Annotated in this window: 17 protein-coding genes and 1 pseudogene; 8 read left to right on the forward strand and 10 right to left on the reverse strand. The window is 72.8% G+C overall.

The genetic code is table 11. The features are described 5' to 3' along the window. Positions 1 to 48: 48 nt before the first annotated feature. Together valS and SM450_RS16305 are read right to left on the reverse strand one after the other, a co-directional pair. Positions 49 to 2,613, reverse strand: a complete 2,565-nt coding sequence (gene valS, locus SM450_RS16300; RefSeq protein WP_474620571.1) for a valine--tRNA ligase — start codon at positions 2,611 to 2,613, stop codon at positions 49 to 51. A 114-nt stretch (positions 2,614 to 2,727) separates the two neighbouring features. Further along, the gene (locus SM450_RS16305; RefSeq protein WP_474620572.1) at positions 2,728 to 2,886 is read right to left on the reverse strand and encodes a hypothetical protein; all 159 of its coding nucleotides are present in this window, start codon (positions 2,884 to 2,886) and stop codon (positions 2,728 to 2,730) included. A 232-nt stretch (positions 2,887 to 3,118) separates the two neighbouring features. Between SM450_RS16305 and SM450_RS16310 the strand changes: the two genes are divergently transcribed. Next, on the forward strand, positions 3,119 to 3,322 hold the full coding sequence (locus SM450_RS16310) for a helix-turn-helix transcriptional regulator (protein WP_474620573.1): 204 nt from the start codon (positions 3,119 to 3,121) through the stop codon (positions 3,320 to 3,322). A 70-nt stretch (positions 3,323 to 3,392) separates the two neighbouring features. Here the strand turns inward: SM450_RS16310 and SM450_RS16315 are convergent, their stop codons facing one another. The 4 genes from SM450_RS16315 to SM450_RS16330 form a co-directional block, all read right to left on the reverse strand. Continuing rightward, on the reverse strand, positions 3,393 to 5,225 hold the full coding sequence (locus tag SM450_RS16315; RefSeq protein WP_474620750.1) for an ABC transporter ATP-binding protein: 1,833 nt from the start codon (positions 5,223 to 5,225) through the stop codon (positions 3,393 to 3,395). Between the two features lie 71 nt (positions 5,226 to 5,296). Beyond that, positions 5,297 to 7,111, reverse strand: a complete 1,815-nt coding sequence (locus SM450_RS16320) for an ABC transporter ATP-binding protein (RefSeq protein ID WP_474620574.1) — start codon at positions 7,109 to 7,111, stop codon at positions 5,297 to 5,299. Between the two features lie 35 nt (positions 7,112 to 7,146). Continuing rightward, complete coding sequence (locus tag SM450_RS16325; RefSeq protein WP_474620575.1) at positions 7,147 to 7,659, reverse strand: methylated-DNA--[protein]-cysteine S-methyltransferase; 513 nt, start codon at positions 7,657 to 7,659, stop codon at positions 7,147 to 7,149. Next, complete coding sequence (locus SM450_RS16330; protein ID WP_474620576.1) at positions 7,656 to 9,107, reverse strand: AlkA N-terminal domain-containing protein; 1,452 nt, start codon at positions 9,105 to 9,107, stop codon at positions 7,656 to 7,658. The genes SM450_RS16325 and SM450_RS16330 overlap by 4 nt, the downstream gene beginning before the upstream one ends. A 210-nt stretch (positions 9,108 to 9,317) precedes the next feature. On the opposite strand from SM450_RS16330, the gene SM450_RS16335 reads away from it, so the two are divergent. Further along, positions 9,318 to 9,779 carry a hypothetical protein gene (locus SM450_RS16335; protein WP_474620577.1) on the forward strand — a complete coding sequence of 154 codons (462 nt, stop codon included), beginning with the start codon at positions 9,318 to 9,320 and terminating at the stop codon, positions 9,777 to 9,779. 101 nt (positions 9,780 to 9,880) lie between these two features. Here the strand turns inward: SM450_RS16335 and SM450_RS16340 are convergent. Then, positions 9,881 to 10,651, reverse strand: a pseudogene (locus SM450_RS16340) (EamA family transporter); the annotation flags it as partial. Positions 10,652 to 10,744: 93 nt separating this feature from the next. On the opposite strand from SM450_RS16340, the gene SM450_RS16345 reads away from it, so the two are divergent. From SM450_RS16345 to SM450_RS16370, 6 genes are all read left to right on the forward strand, one after another. After that, positions 10,745 to 11,284, forward strand: a complete 540-nt coding sequence (locus tag SM450_RS16345) for a MarR family winged helix-turn-helix transcriptional regulator (protein ID WP_474620578.1) — start codon at positions 10,745 to 10,747, stop codon at positions 11,282 to 11,284. A gap of 30 nt (positions 11,285 to 11,314) precedes the next feature. Further along, on the forward strand, positions 11,315 to 12,076 hold the full coding sequence (locus SM450_RS16350) for a Type 1 glutamine amidotransferase-like domain-containing protein (protein WP_474620579.1): 762 nt from the start codon (positions 11,315 to 11,317) through the stop codon (positions 12,074 to 12,076). A gap of 11 nt (positions 12,077 to 12,087) precedes the next feature. Further along, positions 12,088 to 13,173 carry a redox-regulated ATPase YchF gene (ychF, locus tag SM450_RS16355; RefSeq protein ID WP_474620580.1) on the forward strand — a complete coding sequence of 362 codons (1,086 nt, stop codon included), beginning with the start codon at positions 12,088 to 12,090 and terminating at the stop codon, positions 13,171 to 13,173. Positions 13,174 to 13,237: 64 nt separating this feature from the next. Then, positions 13,238 to 13,522, forward strand: coding sequence for a hypothetical protein (locus SM450_RS16360; RefSeq protein ID WP_281586737.1), 285 nt, complete (start codon positions 13,238 to 13,240; stop codon positions 13,520 to 13,522). Beyond that, positions 13,504 to 13,917 (forward strand): hypothetical protein, encoded by a 414-nt coding sequence (locus SM450_RS16365; protein WP_474620581.1) that lies wholly within the window; start codon positions 13,504 to 13,506, stop codon positions 13,915 to 13,917. The genes SM450_RS16360 and SM450_RS16365 overlap by 19 nt, the downstream gene beginning before the upstream one ends. A 253-nt stretch (positions 13,918 to 14,170) precedes the next feature. After that, positions 14,171 to 14,449, forward strand: a complete 279-nt coding sequence (locus SM450_RS16370; RefSeq protein ID WP_474620582.1) for a hypothetical protein — start codon at positions 14,171 to 14,173, stop codon at positions 14,447 to 14,449. Positions 14,450 to 14,781: 332 nt separating this feature from the next. On the opposite strand, the gene SM450_RS16375 is transcribed toward SM450_RS16370, so the two are convergent. Genes SM450_RS16375 through SM450_RS16385 form a run of 3 tightly spaced genes read right to left on the reverse strand, consistent with a single transcriptional unit; the run spans position 14,782 to position 16,261 of the window. Beyond that, positions 14,782 to 15,183, reverse strand: a complete 402-nt coding sequence (locus SM450_RS16375; protein WP_474620583.1) for an arsenate reductase ArsC — start codon at positions 15,181 to 15,183, stop codon at positions 14,782 to 14,784. Further along, on the reverse strand, positions 15,180 to 15,917 hold the full coding sequence (locus SM450_RS16380; RefSeq protein WP_474620584.1) for an aquaporin: 738 nt from the start codon (positions 15,915 to 15,917) through the stop codon (positions 15,180 to 15,182). The genes SM450_RS16375 and SM450_RS16380 overlap by 4 nt, the downstream gene beginning before the upstream one ends. Continuing rightward, positions 15,914 to 16,261, reverse strand: coding sequence for an ArsR/SmtB family transcription factor (locus SM450_RS16385; RefSeq protein ID WP_474620585.1), 348 nt, complete (start codon positions 16,259 to 16,261; stop codon positions 15,914 to 15,916). The genes SM450_RS16380 and SM450_RS16385 overlap by 4 nt, the downstream gene beginning before the upstream one ends. Positions 16,262 to 16,325 lie beyond the last annotated feature (64 nt).

Below are 16,325 nucleotides of genomic sequence, written 5' to 3' on the forward strand. Positions count from 1 at the left end.
AACACCCACGTGTTAAGCGGGGGCCCCGCCTAACCGGTCCAGCGGGGGTCAGAAGGCGCAGGCGATGACCAGCTCGGGTGTGCGGTCGGGCAGCAGGTCGAGCTTGGCGATCCGCCCCGCCGCGCGCACGTCGTCGGCGATCGTGGTGAGCTGGTCGAGCAGGGCCGCCGGCCCGAGCGCCTCGGCCAGCGGCACGTCCGCCTTCATCGACAGCTTCCGTTCCGACTTGGCCCGCCGGACCTGCCCCAGCGCGTCGGCGGCCAGCCGCAGCAACTCCGGGTCGCCAGGCGTCCGCATCGCGCGGCCCACCTCGTACGTGGTCGGCCACGTCGACAGGTGCACCGAGCCGTACCGCCACCACGACCAGACCTCCTCGGTGACGAACGGCAGCGCCGGGGCGAAGAGCCGCAACTGCACCGACAGCGCGGTCGCCAGCGCCGCCCGGGCCGAGTCGGCCGCCGGCCCGTCGCCGTAGGCGCGCTCCTTCACCAACTCGATGTAGTCGTCGCAGAACCGCCAGAAGAACGCCTCGGTGACCATCAGCGCGGCCGTGTGGTCGTACCCGTCGAAGGCGGTGGTCGCGGTCGCGACCACGCCTGACAGTTCGGCGAGCATCGCGGTGTCCAGCGGTTCCGTCACCGGCGCGCGCAGCGCGTCGGCGGCGCCCAGCCCGAGCGCGAACCGGGACGCGTTGAGCAGCTTGGTGGCCAGCCGCCGGCCCACCTTGACCTGGGCCGGGTCGAACGCCAGGTCCATGCCGGGCTTGCCGTTGGCGGCCCAGTAGCGCACCGCGTCGGAGCCGTGCTGCTCCAGCAGCCCCATCGGCGTGACCACGTTCCCCTTGGACTTGGACATCTTCTTCCGGTCCGGGTCGAGGATCCAGCCGGAGAGCACCGCCGTGCGCCAGGGCAGCGCGCCGTGCTCCAGGTGGGACCGGACCACGGTGGCGAACAGCCAGGTCCGGATGATGTCGTGCCCCTGCGGGCGCAGGTCCATCGGGAAGACCCGGCCGAACAGGTCCGGGTCGGTCATCCACCCGCCGACGATCTGCGGGGTCAGCGACGACGTGGCCCAGGTGTCGAGCACGTCCGGATCGCCTGTGAAACCGCCGGGCCGGCCGCGCTGCGCCTCCGTGAAACCGGGCGGCGGCTCGCTCGTCGGATCGATCGGCAACGTCGTCTCATCAGGTGTGAGAGGGTGGTTCCAGTCCGGTTCGCCAGCGTCGTCGAGCCGGTACCACACCGGCACCGGCACGCCGAAGAACCGCTGCCGGCTGACCAGCCAGTCGCCGGTGAGGCCACCCACCCAGTGCTCGTAGCGGTGCCGCATGTGCTCCGGCACCCAGCGCAGCTCGCGCCCACGGGCCAGCAGCTCGTCGCGCAGGCCGGCGTCCCGGCCGCCGTTGCGCAGATACCACTGCCGGGTCGAGACGATCTCCAGCGGCCGGTCGCCGCGCTCGTAGAACTTCACCGGGTGGGTGATCGGGCGCGGCTCGCCGACCAGGTCACCGGCGTCGGCCAGCAGCTCCACGAGCGTCCGCCGGGCGCCGTTGACCGTCTGCCCGGCCAGCGCCGCGTAGGGCTCCGCCGGCACGCCTGCCGGCGGCTCCGGCAGCAGCCGGCCGTCCCGGCCGACCACCACCCGGGTGTCCAGCCGCAGCTCCCGCCACCAGGTCACGTCCGCCAGGTCACCGAACGTGCAGACCATCGCGACGCCCGTGCCCTTGGCCGGGTCCGCCAGCGGGTGCGCGCGCACCGGCACCTCCACCCCGAAGACCGGGGTACGCACGGACGCGCCGACCAGGTCCGCGTACCGCTCGTCGTCGGGGTGGCAGACAAGCGCCACGCAGGCCGGCAGCAGCTCCGGTCGGGTGGTGTCGATAAGCACCTCGCGCCCGCCCGGCCCGGCGAACCGCAGCCGGTGGTAGGCGCCCGGCCGCTCCCGGTCCTCCAGTTCCGCCTGGGCGACCGCGGTGCCGAACCCGACGTCCCACAGCGTCGGAGCCTCCGCCTGGTATGCCTCACCCCGGGCCATGTTGCGCAGGAACGCGCGCTGGCTGGCCGCCCGGGCCGCCGGCCCGATCGTGGTGTACGTCAGGGACCAGTCCACCGACAGGCCGAGCCGCCGCCACAGCGCCTCGAAGACCTTCTCGTCCTCCACGGTCAGTAGTTCGCACAGCTCGATGAAGTTGCGCCGGGAGATCGCGGTCGGGTTCTTCCGGGCGTCGTCGCCGACCGGGGTGGCAGGCGGTCGCCAGTCCCTGTCGTACGGCAGCGTCGGGTCGGGACGCACGCCGTAGACGTTCTGCACCCGGCGTTCGGTGGGCAGCCCGTTGTCGTCCCAGCCCAGCGGGTAGAACACCGTCCGACCACGCATCCGCTGGAACCGGGCCACCGTGTCGGTGTGGGTGTAGGAGAAGACGTGCCCCATGTGCAGCTCGCCCGACACGGTCGGCGGCGGGGTGTCGATCGAGTAGACGTCGGAGCGCTCCTTCGAGCGGTCGAACGCGTACGTGCCGTCGGACTGCCAGCGACGGGCCCAGGTGTCCTCAAGGCCGTCCAGGCTCGGGCGCTCAGGGACGCCGGCGCGGGCCGTCCTCGTCGTGTCGGTCATCCGCCGATGGTAGGCAGGTGCGCCCGGGCGCTCCACGGCTTTCGCGGGGCGGCCGGTCGGTGCCGCTGAGGACGGAAGGGCCGTTTCGGGTTCCGAGCCTGGGCGGACTGCGCCTCACCGGACGGCAGGGCCGGTCCAACTGATGAAGCGGGAGAACATCTCGTCCGGCTGCGGGCCGGGGTTCGGGTTGAGCCTGAGTAGATCCCCGGTCGCGTCGAACAGCATGCCCGCCATGTAGACCGCGAGCCCTGCCCGGTCGCCCCGATACTCCATGCCGAGTAAGAGCCGCGCTGGCTGGCAGGGCCAAGGGGCCGCACACACTCGGCAGAGCCAGGTGGGCCGCATCGGGTGATGTGGGCGGACTGCGCGGGATGGGCGGTTGGGCGCAGATGGGGTGTTGTGCGACATCGATCGAGCGTCGCCTTCAGCCTGCCTCTTGTCAAGGTGCAACCTGCACTAAGCCGAGGTGCGGTTTGACTACTTCACTCCTGGCTACCCTGCGGCCGTGCCACGCCACCTGTACGGGGCGGGCGAGATCACGGCCCGGCTGGGCGTCAGTCGCCAACGGGCTCGGCAGATCATCGACCGGCCCGATTTCCCGAAGCCGTACGACCGGCTAGGCATGGGCTCTGTCTGGTTGAAGGCCGATGTCGAGGCTTGGATTCGAGAGCACCGCCCGCATCTCGGTGAAGTTGACGACGAGGCGTAAGCCCCTCGTGAAGATCTTGGTACGAAAGTGCCCCTATGGGGGCCATTTCCTACCAAGATCTACTCGCGCCTCAGAGCAGGGAGTCGCGCCACTGGCGGTGCAGGGCGGCGTAACGTCCGCCGGCGGCGGCCAGCTCGGCCGGGGGGCCGTCCTCGGCGATCCCGCCGGCGTCCAGCACCAGCACCCGGTCGGCGATCTCCACGGTGGAGAGCCGGTGCGCGATCACCAGCGCGGTGCGGTCGCACAGCACGCTCCGCAACGCCCGCTGGACCAGCCGCTCGGTCGGCACGTCAAGCGAGGAGGTGGCCTCGTCGAGGATCAGCACCCGGGGGTCGGCCAGGAACGCCCGCGCGAACGCGACAAGCTGCCGCTGCCCGGCGGAGAGCCGGCCGCCGCGTCGGTGCACGTCGGTGGCGTACCCGTCGGGCAGCGCGGCGATGAACTCGTGCGCGCCGATGGCCCGGGCGGCGGCGATCACGGCGGCGTCGTCGGCGTCCGGGCGGCCGAACCGGATGTTCTCCGCGACGGTGCCGCTGAACAGGTGGGTTTCCTGGGTGACGAGCACCACCGCCCGCCGCAGCTCGGCGTCGGCCAGGTCGCGTAGGTCGATCCCGTCCAGCCGGACCGCGCCGGCGTCCGGGTCGTGGAAGCGGGCCAGCAGCTTGGCGACCGTGGACTTCCCGGCGCCGGTGGGCCCGATCAGCGCGACGGTCTGCCCGGCCGGCACGGTCAACTCCAGGCCGGAGAGGATCGGCGTGTCCGGACGGTAGCCGAAGGAGACCGAGCGGAAGTCCACCGCGCCGCGCGGCGGCCCGGCGGGCAGCGGCACCGGCCGCGTCGGTTCGGCCACCGCCGGACGCTCGTCGAGCACCCCGGCCAGCTTCTCCAGCGCGGCGGTCGCCGACTGGAGCGAGTTGTAGAACTGGCTCAAGTCCTCCATCGGCTCGAAGAAGCGCCGCAGGTAGAGCAGGAACGCGGCGAGTACGCCGACCTCGGTGTGGCCGCCCAGGACCCGCCATCCGCCGTACGCAAGCACCGTCGCGGCGGTGAGGTTGCCGATCAGCCGGATTCCCGGCGAGTAGATCGCGATCAGCCGGAACGCGCTGAGGCTGGCCCGCCGGTAGTCGTCGCTCACCGCGTCGAAGATGCGCTGGTTGCGGGCCTCTCGGCGGTATGCCTGCACCGCCCGGATCCCGCGCAGCGACTCGACGAAGTGCACGATGACGAGCGCCACCGCCTCCCGGGTACGCCGGTACGCCCCGGCCGAGGCGCGGGCGAACCAGCGGGACAGCCAGAACAGGAACGGGAAGGCGAACAGGGTGACCGCGGCCAGCGGCAGGTCCAGCCAGAGCAGGATGCCCGCCACCGACAGCACGGACAGCACGGCCATCACCAGCCGGTCGATCCCGCCGTCGACCAGTTCACCGATCGACTCCAGGTCGCTTGTCAGCCGGGACACCATCCGGCCGGACGTGTAGCGCTCGTGGAAGCCCACGTCGAGGCGGAGGAAGTGCGCGTACACCCGGCGGCGGAGGTCGAGCAGGACGGCCTGGCCGATCCGGGCGGCGAGGGTGAGGAACGCGCGCCGGGCCGCGTACTCGACGGCGGTGGCGACGACGAACGCGGCGGCGACCGCGACAAGCGGGCCCGCATCGCCGGCCCGCAGCGGTCCGATGCCCCGGTCGATGCCGAGCATGACCAGGTACGGGCCGGTCATCGCGGCGGCGTTCTGGGCCAGCAGCAGCGCCACCGCCACCCCGAGCGGGCGCCGGTGCGGGCGCAACAGCACGCGCAGCAGGAGCCGGCTGCGGGCGCGGAGCCGGGTCACCGCCGCGGGGGACGAGTCCTCGGCGCGGCTGCGGTCGGCGTCCGGGTCGGTGGCGAGGCCCCGCCACCGGGCCAGCTCGGCGTCCGGGTCGACCGGGGTGTCGCGCCTGGCGGCGTCTCGGCGGCGGGATCGCGGGACGCGGCCGGTCACGACCGCACCAGGCCGACGCCGCCCGGCCGGCGTTCCGGCTCGGCGGAGAGCACCGCGCGGTAGGCGGGCACCCTGGCCAGCATCTCGGAGTGGGTGCCGACGGCGACGATCCGGCCGCCGTCAAGCAGCGCCACCCGGTCGGCGAGCGCCACCGTGGACGGTCGGTGCACCACGAGCAGCGCGGTGGTGTCCCGCAGCACCCGTCGCAGGGCGGCCTCGACAAGCGCCTCGGTGTGCACGTCGAGCGCGGAGAGCGGGTCGTCGAGGACCAGCAGGGCGGGCCGGCCGAGGACGGCCCGGGCCAGCGCCAGCCGCTGCCGTTGCCCGCCGGAGAGCGACAGCCCCTGCTCGCCGATCCGGGTGGCCAGCCCCCACGGCAACTCGTACGCGAAGTCCGCCTGCGCCAGCGTCAGCGCGGCCCGGACCTCCTCCTCGCCGGCGTCCGGCCGGCCCAGGGTGAGATTTTCCCGCACCGACATGGAGAACAGGGTCGGCTCCTCGAAGGCCACCCCGACCAGCCGGCGCAGCGAGCCGAGCCGCAGGTCACGTACGTCGTGCCCGTCGAGGGTGATCCGCCCGCCGGTCACCTCGTGCAGCCGGGGGACAAGTGAGAGCAGCGTGCTCTTGCCGCACCCGGTGGCGCCCACGAGCGCGAGCGTCTCGCCCGGCTCGACGGTCAGGTCCAGCTCGTGCAGGACCGGGGCGGACGTGCCGGGGTAGTGGAAGCTCACCCGCTCGAAGCGGAGCCGGCCGCGCACCTGCGCCCGGTCCAGCGTCCGGGCGCGCGGGCCGTCCACGATGGCCGGGCGGGTGTCGAGGACCTCCTGGATGCGGTCGGCGGCGGTGGCGGCCTCCTGCCCGTTCGCGATGATCCAGCCGAGGGACTGCACCGGCCAGATCAGCATGAGCTGGAGGCTGACGAAGGCGACGAGTTGCCCGATGGTGAGCGCGCCCCCGGCCACGGCGGCGGCGCCCGCGACCAGGACCGCGCCGAGGGTCAGGTTGGGCACCAGGTCGAACAGCGCGGAGGTACGGGCCAGCAACCGGGCCTTGCCGATCCCGGTGTCGTGCAGCCGGCGGGCGCCGACGGCGAACCGGGCCGCCAGCTCCGGACCCCGCCCGTACGCCCGCATGGTGCGCAGCCCCTGCGCCGTCTCCTCGACAAGCGTCGCCACGTCGCCCTGCTGGTCCTGCATGCGGCGGGAGGCGGCGTGGTAGTGCCGGGCGAACCGCCGGCTGATCAGGAACAGCGGGACGGCGCTTGCCGCCACCAGCAGGCCCAGCCAGGGGTGCAGCCGGATCAGCAGCACCACCACGGCGACGTAGGTGGTCAGGTTGAGCACCAGGAAGAGCAGCCCGAAGGAGAGGAACCGGCGGATCACCGAGAGGTCGCTCGTCACCCGGGAGAGCAGTTGGCCGGACTGCCAGCGGTCGTGGAAGCTGGCCGGGAGCCGTTGCAGGTGCGCGTAGAGGTCGGCCCGGATGGCCGCCTCCATGCCCACCGAGGAGGACGACTGCGTCCACCGCCGGATGAAGATCAGCACCGCCTCGGCGACGCCGAGCAGCAGCGCCAGGCCGCCGAGCCGCAGCAACCCGGCCTCGTCGTGCCGGGCCACCGGCCCGTCCACCACCCGCTGCACCACAAGTGGGACCGCCAGGCTCGCCGCGGTCGCGGCCAGCGCCGCGACGAGCAGCCAGGCGAACTCCGTCGCGTACGGGCGCAGGTAGGGCCGCAGCCGCCAGAGGTTGCGCAGCGGCTGGGACCGGGCGTCGGGATGCGCCGCGGCATCGCTGTCGCTGGGCGCGGGCACCAGCCGACGGTAGCGGCCGGGGTGACGCTCGGGGGTCAGCTAGCCGTCACCCGTCCCTCATGCCCGAGAAGCCACTTTTTCACGTCCAGCCCCCAGCGGTAGCCGCCGAGTGTCCCGTCGGTGCGCAGCACCCGGTGGCAGGGCACGAAGAGCGCGGCGGCGTTGCGCGCGCAGGCCGCGGCGGCGGCGCGGATCGCGGCCGGTCGGCCGGCCAGCGCGGCGAACCCGGTGTAGGTCACCGGGTCGCCCGGCTTGACGTGGCGCAGCACCTGCCAGGCGTGCGTCAGGAACAGGCCGTCGGTGCGCTGCTCCACCTCGATCGCGTCGATCGCCGCCAGGTCGCCGTCGAGGTAGGCCCGCACCGCGGCGGTCACCGGGCCGAGGTCGGCCCGCTCCCGCAGGTCGCCGCGCAGGCTCGGATGCGTCAGCGGCACCAGGGCCGCCGGGTCGGCGGTGAAGCCGGCCGCGCGTACCGCCCCGCTGGGGCCGGCGAGCACGCTCAGCGGCCCGGCGGGGGTGTCGACGACGGTGCTGTCCACAGTGGTCATGCTGCTCTCCAGAGTCGGATCGTCGCGTACGACCGCCAGGGGCGCCAGCGGTCCGCGTACGCGGTCAGGGTCTTCGGGTCGTCGGGCAGGCCGAGCGCGGCGGCGCCGCGGCGGACGCCCAGGTCGGTGGCGAGGATGACGTCGGGATCGCCGAGTGCGCGCATGGCCAGGTAGCCGGCGGTCCACGGCCCGACGCCGGGCAGCGCGGCGAGCTGCCGGGCCGCCTCCTCGCGGTCGCCGCCGGGTTCGAGGTCCAGCTCGCCGTCGGCGACGGCCCGGGCGACCGCCCGGATGGTCGCCCGCCGGGCCGCCGGCATCCGGAACGCCTCATCCGGCGCCGCGAGCACCTCCGCCGGGGTGGGGAACGCCCGCGGACCGCCCGGCGACCCGTCGGCGACCGGGCCGTCGGCGGGGCGGGCGCCGGCGATCAGGCGGGTGAGCGTGGTCCGGGCCGACCGGAGCGACACCTGCTGGGTGGTGACGGCGCGGACGGCCGTCTCGAAGCCGTCCACCGTGTGCGGGAGCCGGACACCGGGCTCGGCGGCGACCGCCGGGGCCAGGGCCGGGTCGTCAGCGAGGGTGGCGTCCACCGCGACCGGGTCGGCGTCCAGGTCGAGCAGGCGCCGGCAGCGGGCCACCGCGGGCGCCAGATCGCGCATGTCGGCCAGCCGCAGCGTGGCCGCGACGTGCCCGTCGGCCGGGGTCAGCGCCGCCGTGCCGGGTCCGTGCGGCAGCCGCAGGCCCCGGTGGTACGCCCCGTCGCGGACCTCCTCGACGCCCGTTAGCGCGCGCAGCGCGAGGAAGTCCAGCAGCGCGCCGGCGTGCAGCGGCGGCCGGTAGGCCAGGCGAAGCGTGATGGCGCCCGCACCACCGGCCGGCTGTCGGCTGCTCCGGGCGACCCGCAGCTCGGACGGGGTGGCGCCGTACACCTCGCGGATCGTGTCGTTGAACTGCCGCACGCTGCCGAAGCCGGCGGCGAACGCCACCTCGGCCAGGCCGAGGCCGGTGGTCTCGACCAGGATCCGGGCGGTCTGCGCGCGCTGCGCCCGGGCCAGCGCCAGCGGGCCGGCGCCCAGCTCGGCCCGGAGCATCCGGTGCAGGTGCCGTTCGGTGTAGCCCAGCCGGACGGCCAGCCCGGGCACGCCGTCCCGGTCGACCACGCCGTCGGCGATCAGCCGCATCGCGCGACCGACCAGGTCGGCCCGGACGTCCCAGTGCGGGGAGCCCGGCGCGGCGTCCGGCCGGCACCGGCGGCAGGCGCGAAGCCCGGCGCCCTGCGCGGCGGCGGCAGACGGGAAGAACCGGACATTCTGCCGCTTCGGTGTCATCGCCGGGCAGGACGGCCGGCAGTAGATCCCGGTCGACGTCACGCCGGTGTAGAACCAGCCGTCGAACCGCGGGTCGCGGCTGTCGACGGCCCGGTAGCACCGCTCGAAGTCCAGCTCCATGACACCGATACTGCCTTGCAGGCCACACGCTGGGCTGGCGGGAATCGGACGTGGCATGAGGAAGTTGCGCCAGCTCGGCGAGGTGGCGGTGTCCCCGGCCCCCGGATACCGCCACCTCGGCGTGGTGGCGTGGATCTTGGCGACTCGACCGGGAAAGTGTCGTAAGTGGTCGGTACCGTCCCGCCACCAACTCAAGAAAAGGTGCGGGGCATGGCGAGCGTGGCCGGGCGAGCACGAATCGACGCCGCGGTGGTGCAGGGCTTCTACGACCGGATGCGGGCGGTCGCGCCGGCCGCCTACGGCGCGATCGAGCGGGACCGGGCCGACGACCCCGGGCGGCCCTTCGCCGACACCGCCTGCGGCCGGCTGGTCGGCTCGCTCGACCCGGCCGGGCTGCGCGCGCTCGGCATGTGGGCGCACCACTGGTGCATGCGCTTCTACGACGACGACACCCGCGCAGCCCTGCGCCTGGTCCGCGAGATCGCCGCCCGGTCCGGCCTCGGCTGGACCGTCGATGAGGTGCGTTGGCTGCTCGAACGGTCGCACGCGGCCGGGGCCGCCGCCGCCCACCGGTTCACCCTGCCGCTCGCCGCGGCGGCGGAGCTGCCGCCCGACGCGCTGCCCGAGGGCGACACCCACCAGGCCGACCGGCGGCGACTGCGGGCCGGCTGACCAGCCCGCGCTCCGGCCCCGGCCCGGTCCGGCAGTTGTCCGAGCACCATGGCGGCGACGGCCACCGCGAAGCCGCCGAGTTGGATCGGGCCGAGCGCCTGCCCGAGCACCAGCCAGCCGAGCGCCGCGGCGGTCAACGGGCTGAGCGCGCCGAGCATCGACACCTGGGACACCGGCAGCCGTGCCGCGCCCCGGAACCACAGCGCGTACGCAAGCGCGGTGCCGACCAGCCCGAGCCACGCGTACCCGAGCAGGGCCGGGCCGTCCGGCACGGGCGGCGCACCCTCGACGGCGGCGGCGACCGGCACGATCAACAGGCCGCCGGCGACGAGCTGCCAGCTTGTGGCCGCGAGCGTCCCCACCCCGGCCGGCCGGCCCCAGCGGCGGGTGAGCACCAGTCCGGCGGCCATCGCCGCGGTGCCGGCGAGGCCGGCGGCGACGCCGAGCGGGTCGAGGCCGGCGCCCGGCCGCAGCACGACCAGGGCGACGCCGGCCGGGGCGGCCACGGCGGCGAGCAGTGCCGGCCGGCCCGGCCGGTCGCGGAGCAGGGCGACGGTGAGCGCCACGACGAGCAGGGGCTGGGCGGCGCCGAGCACGGCCGCCGTGCCGCCGGGCAGCCGGTAGGCGGCGACGAAGAGCAGCGGGAAGAACGCGCCGATGTTGAGGGCGCCGAGCAGGGCGGCCCGCCCCCACCAGATGCCGTGCGGTCGCCGGCGGGTCAGGGCCAGCAGCAGGAGGCCGGCCGGCAGGGCACGGATCGTCCCGGCCCAGAGCGGTCGGTCCGCGGGCAGCAGCTCGGCGGTCACCAGGTAGGTGGTGCCCCACGTCGCGGGCGCGAGCGCGGTGAGCGCGATGTCGGTCCGACGGGTCATCACGGCCTCTTTCCACGTCACTAAGTATCTTAGTGTCAAGCTACTTGGTGGCGAGTGAAAGTGGAAGTGCGAGGTGCGGCACAATCGACAGCCGTGGCAGTGGACGAGGTCGACCTGATCGTCGAGCAGTGGCGCCGGGAGCGGGCCGACATGCGACCCGAACCGATGGCGGTCTTCGGTCGCATCTACCGGCTGGCCCGGCTGGTCGGCGACCGCCAGGAGCAGGTGTACGCCGGCTGGGGCATCGGCCGCGGCGAGTTCGACGTGCTCGCCGCACTGCGCCGGTCCGGCTCGCCGTACACGCTGGCGCCGAAGGCGCTGACGGCCGCGCTGATGCTCACCTCCGGCGGGATGACCGGCCGGCTCGACCGGCTGGAGCGGGCCGGGCTGGTGCGCCGCGCGCCCGACCCGGTCGACCGGCGGGCCCTGCGGGTCAGCCTCACCGACGCCGGCCGCCGGGTGGTCGAGGAGTCGGCCGAGGCCGGGCTGGAGGTGCAGCGGCAGATCCTCGACGCGCTGCCGCCCGCCGACCGGGACCGGCTGGCCGACCTGCTGCGCACGCTACTCGCCGCGGCCGAGGCGGCGTCGGGCGGGGCGGCGTCAGGTCGGGCGGCGTCGGGCGGGGCACAATGATCTCCATCGCCGCCGGCCGGAAGGACCCCCATGCCCGCCTCTGAACCGACAATCGTCGCGACCAGCATGGGCTACTTCAGCCGGCGCCGTGGCCCCTGGGACGCCCGGCCCAGCCAGCTCTTCGACCACATGGCCGAGCTGGCGCAGGCCGGCGACGCGCCCCGGGTCTGCTATCTCGGCCAGGCCGTCGGCGACCAGCCCACCGGCCTCGCCGTGTTCTACGGCGCCTTCGCCGGCACCCGGTTCCGCGCGTCCCACCTGGCGCTCTACCCGATGCCGAACGTCGAGGACATCCGGGCCCACCTGCTCGCCCAGGACATCATCTGGGTCGGCGGCGGCAGCGTGGCCAACCTGTGCGCGGTGTGGCGGGTACACGGCCTGCCGGAGATCCTGCACGAGTGCTGGCAGGCCGGTGTGGTGCTCGGCGGCGTCTCCGCCGGCTCGATCTGCTGGCACACCGGCGGCGCCACCGACAGCTACGGCCCGGACCTGCGTCCCTTCACCGACGGGCTGGCCTGGTTGCCGTACGGCAACGGCGTGCACTACGACAGCGAGGAGCAGCGCCGGCCGCTGATGCACCGGCTGGTCGCCGACGGCACGCTGCCGACCAGCCACTGCACCGACGACGGCGTCGGGCTGGTCTACCGGGGCACCCGGCTGGTCGAGGCGGTGGCCGACCGGCCGGACGTGGCCGCGTACGAGCTGGTCCGCGCCGAGGACGGCACGGTGCGGGAGACCCGGATCGAGCCCCGGCTGCTGCCCACCGGGCCGGACGGCCGACCGACCGCGTAAGCTGGCTCGTCGTGAGTCTCACCATCGGCATCGTCGGCCTGCCCAACGTGGGCAAGAGCACCCTGTTCAACGCGCTTACCAAGAACGACGTGCTCGCCGCGAACTATCCGTTCGCCACCATCGAGCCGAACGTCGGCGTGGTCGGGCTCCCCGACGAGCGGCTGGGCAAGCTCGCCGAGATCTTCTCCTCGCAGAAGGTGCTGCCGGCGCCTGTCTCGTTCGTCGATATCGCCGGCCTGGTCCGGGGCGCCTCCAAGGGGCAGGGCCGGGGCAACGCGTTCCTGGCCAACATCCGCGACGCCTCGGCGATCTGCCAGGTGGTGCGCGCCTTCTCCGACCCGAACGTGGTGCACGTCGACGGCAAGGTCTCCCCGGCCGACGACATCGAGACGATCAACACCGAGCTGATCCTGGCCGACCTCCAGACGCTTGAGAAGGCGCTGCCCCGACTGGAGAAGGAGGCCAAGCTCCGCAAGGACCGGGCCGCCGCCGTCGAGGCCGCGAAGAAGGCCGCCGAGGTCTTGGACAACGGCGTCACCCTGTACGCGGGCGCCGGCGCCGCAAAGGTCGAGCTGGAGCACCTGCGCGAGCTGCACCTGCTCACCACCAAGCCGTTCATCTACGTCTTCAACGTCGACGAGGCCGAGCTGGGCAATGCCGCGTTCCTCGACGAGCTGCGCGGCCTGGTCGCGCCGGCCGAGGCGGTCTTCATGGACGCGAAGATCGAGTCGGAGCTGGTGGACCTGCCCGAGGACGAGGCCCGCGAACTGCTGGAGTCGATCGGGCAGTCCGAGCCGGGGCTGGACCAACTCGTCCGGGTGGGCTTCCGGACGCTCGGGCTCCAGACGTACCTCACCGCCGGCCCCAAGGAGGCGCGGGCCTGGACCGTCTCGGTCGGGGCGACCGCGCCGGAGGCCGCCGGGGTGATCCACAGCGACTTCCAGCGCGGCTTCATCAAGGCCGAGGTGGTCTCCTACGACGACCTGGTCGCGGCCGGATCGATGGCGGCGGCGAAGGCCGCCGGCAAGGTCCGGATCGAGGGCAAGGAGTACGTCATGCAGGACGGCGACGTAGTCGAGTTCCGCTTCAACGTCTGATTCCGGTTCGGCGTCCGCCGCGCAGGTCGTGGCATTTTTCCTACTCGTTTGACACACTGTGTTGATGAGTGAAGCGGCCTACGGCATCGGCGAAGGACCGGCGACGCGGGTGAGCCTGTCGCTGCCCGAGGGGACGGCCGAGGCGATCCGCGCGCGGGTAGGCAAGCGGGAGTTCTCCGCGTTCATCGCCGAGGCGGTCGAGCGGGAGCTGCGCGGCCAAGTGCTCGACGAATACCTGGCCGACTACGAGAGCCGTAAGGGGCCGGTCTCCGAGAAGGCTCGCCAGCGGGCGCGGCAGGTTTTCGACGAGGTGTTCGCCGAGGAGAACGAGTGGCCCGTCGCAAGCTGATCCACGAGGGAACGCTCGTCCTCGACAGCGAAGGGCTCTCGAAGCTGCTCTCCGACGACGAGCAGGTGGTGGCAATGATCGCCGAGGCGCGCTCGCGTGGCATGGAGGCCGTGATCAGCGCACTCACCATCATCGAGGTCGTCCATGCCCGCACGAACAAGACTCGCCTGAACTGGGTGCTTTCCGGATTGCGAGTGATTCCAGTTGGCGACGAGGAAGCAAGGGCGGCGTCGAAGCTGCTGATGGATGCCGCCCTGCATGGGCACAAGTACGCGATTGATGCGGCAGTCGCCGAGGCGGCGCTGCGACAGCATCGCCCCGTGGTCATGTTGACTTCCGACATCGACGACATGGTCAAGCTCTGCGGCGATCGTGTCCGGCTCGTGTCGGTATGAGCTCTCGCTACGACGTCGTCGGCCGAGCACGGGACGTTGCACGGTTACGGAATGCGGTCGAGTTCCGCTTCAACGTCTGCCTGTTTCGTCCTGCTGGCGACAATGCTTTCGGCGATTTCGTCGACGATCTGCTCATAGCGGTCACGCACCGCTCCACGGATGGGCGGGGCGGTGGTGGACGGGGTCGCTTGCGCGCGTCGTCTAATCTCGCGATATCAGTGGGGCTGCCCGGGGTTCGTTCGGCGGAGGCATCGTGACGTGGCGGGTTCTGCTCGGGCTGCTGTTGGGAGTGCTCTTCATCGCGATCGGAGTGGCCCTTGCGAGAGACTATCGCGGCATCGCGACGAAGCATATCGAGCTGTCAATGCAGACGGTCCGCCCGCTGAGCCCCTTCCGATGGACAGCTGATCGACTGGCTCGACGTCGGGCCTTTTTCATCATGTTCGACAGGCTTTTTGGAGTGGTGATGGTATTGGCGGGCGTGGGAATGCTGTTCGGCGGTGGTTATCTGCTAATCAGCGAGCACTTGTAGCGCGGTGTGACTCGTCCGACCAACATGCGATTGCCAGTCGGCCTCCCGCTCGCATTGAGCGGTGCCTTGTGGGTAGCCCTCGAAGCCTGGCATTTGTAGAAGAGCCCTCGGCCGGTCCTGTGGCATCTGCGCCTTGACACATTACCGGGTGCTGGCTCGGACCAACTGGCAGAAGATGGCCGACGGGCGGACAGCGCACGAACGTGCAACCCGAGGCGTACGCCAGCGCAGATCAGGCATTCGCCCAGCTCGACCATGCGGCGAGCAGTTCCTAGCCGGCACTCCGACGTCACCGGGCTGCGGTCGGCGGTCGATCACATCAGCCCCGAGGACTACGGGCGGAGGCTGTCGACGAGCTTCTGGACCCGGGCGCGGATGTCGTCGCGCACCTGACGGACGACATCCAGGGGCTGGCCGGCGGGGTCGGTGAGCGTCCAGTCCTCGTAGCGCTTACCAGGGAAGACCGGGCAGGCGTCGCCGCAGCCCATGGTGACGATGACGTCGCTGGCTTCGGCCGCATCCCAGGTGAGCCTGGCGGGCGTCTGGTTGGTGATGTCGATGCCGACCTCGCGCATGGCCTCGACGGCGACAGGGTTGATCCGATCGGCCGGCTCGCTGCCGGCGGAGCGGACCTCGACGGTGTCGCCGGCGAGGTGGCGCAGCCAGCCGGCGGCCATCTGGGAGCGGCCAGCGTTGTGGACGCAGACGAACAGGACAGTGGGCTTGCTGCTCATCGAGCTTCGGCCTCCTGGGTGAGGTGGGGCACGACCACGGCGTCAGCCGTGTCGGCGGCGTGCGGGTACCAGGCGGCGAGGGCGGCGGTGGCGACCAGGCCGCCGACGAGCTGGGCGACGACGAAGCCGGGCACGGACGCCGGGGCGATGCCGGCGAAGGTGTCGGTGAAGGCTCGGCCGATCGTGACGGCCGGATTGGCGAACGACGTCGACGAGGTGAACCAGTAGGCGGCCCCGATCCACGCGCCCACGGCGGCCGGCGCGGCGGAGGTGCGGCCGGATCGGGCGAGGGCGAAGACCAGGAGGATCAGGCCGGTGGTGGCGACCACTTCGGCCAGCCACAGATTCCCTCCGGTCCGGCCGGTGCGCGACCAGGCGACGGCCGGCAGACCGAACATCAGGTCGGCAAGCACCGCGCCGGCGATGGCGCCCCCGATCTGGGCGAGGGCGTAGACGGCGAGGTCCCGGCCGGTGAGGCCGGTGCCGGCGCGGCGGCCGAGCCGCCAGTCGACGGCGGAGACGACCGGGTTGAAGTGTGCCCCGGACACCGGCCCGAAGATCAGGATCAGCGCACCCAGTGCCAGGGCGGTGGCGATCGCGTTCTCCAACAGTTGGAGACCGATGTCGGCGGGGGAGAGCCGGGCGGCGGCGATCCCGGAGCCGACCACGGCGGCGACGAGCAGAGCGGTGCCGGCGAACTCCGCCGATGCCCGCCGGGGCAGGGCGAGGCTCACGTGGTGGGGACGGCGGAGATGTCGAGCAGCGCGCCGAGCTGACGGAACGCCTCCGGCCTCACCCGGTACCACACCCACGTGCCGCGCCGCTCCGAGTCGACCAGGCCGGCCTCGCGCAGCACCTTCAGGTGGTGGGAGATGGTCGGCCCGGACAGGTCGAACGCCGGGGTCAGATCGCAGACGCACATTTCGGGCACCGAGGCGATCATCGACATCAGCCGCAGCCGGACCGGGTCGCCCAGGGCCTTGAACATCGGCGCGACCACCGCCGCCTGCTCGGCATCCATCGGGCGGACCGCGATCGGGGAGCAGCAGGCCACCACCGGCAGGTCTTGTTTCGACATGCCTCTAGGTTGACAGAATTCAAAACAGGGTGCAACGTGGGTCTTGCTTCGACAAGCATCTAAT

Source organism: Micromonospora marincola (assembly GCF_056150385.1).

Coding starts and splice junctions, on each gene's coding strand:
- valS (WP_474620571.1), bottom strand. CDS start 2,613: ATGACCGACACGACGAGGACGGCCCGCGCCGGCGTCCCTGAGCGCCCG.
- SM450_RS16335 (WP_474620577.1), top strand. CDS start 9,318: ATGGCGAGCGTGGCCGGGCGAGCACGAATCGACGCCGCGGTGGTGCAG.
- SM450_RS16360 (WP_281586737.1), top strand. CDS start 13,238: ATGAGTGAAGCGGCCTACGGCATCGGCGAAGGACCGGCGACGCGGGTG.
- SM450_RS16375 (WP_474620583.1), bottom strand. CDS start 15,183: ATGAGCAGCAAGCCCACTGTCCTGTTCGTCTGCGTCCACAACGCTGGC.
- SM450_RS16350 (WP_474620579.1), top strand. CDS start 11,315: ATGCCCGCCTCTGAACCGACAATCGTCGCGACCAGCATGGGCTACTTC.
- SM450_RS16305 (WP_474620572.1), bottom strand. CDS start 2,886: ATGGAGTATCGGGGCGACCGGGCAGGGCTCGCGGTCTACATGGCGGGC.
- SM450_RS16325 (WP_474620575.1), bottom strand. CDS start 7,659: ATGACCACTGTGGACAGCACCGTCGTCGACACCCCCGCCGGGCCGCTG.
- SM450_RS16330 (WP_474620576.1), bottom strand. CDS start 9,107: ATGGAGCTGGACTTCGAGCGGTGCTACCGGGCCGTCGACAGCCGCGAC.
- SM450_RS16385 (WP_474620585.1), bottom strand. CDS start 16,261: ATGTCGAAACAAGACCTGCCGGTGGTGGCCTGCTGCTCCCCGATCGCG.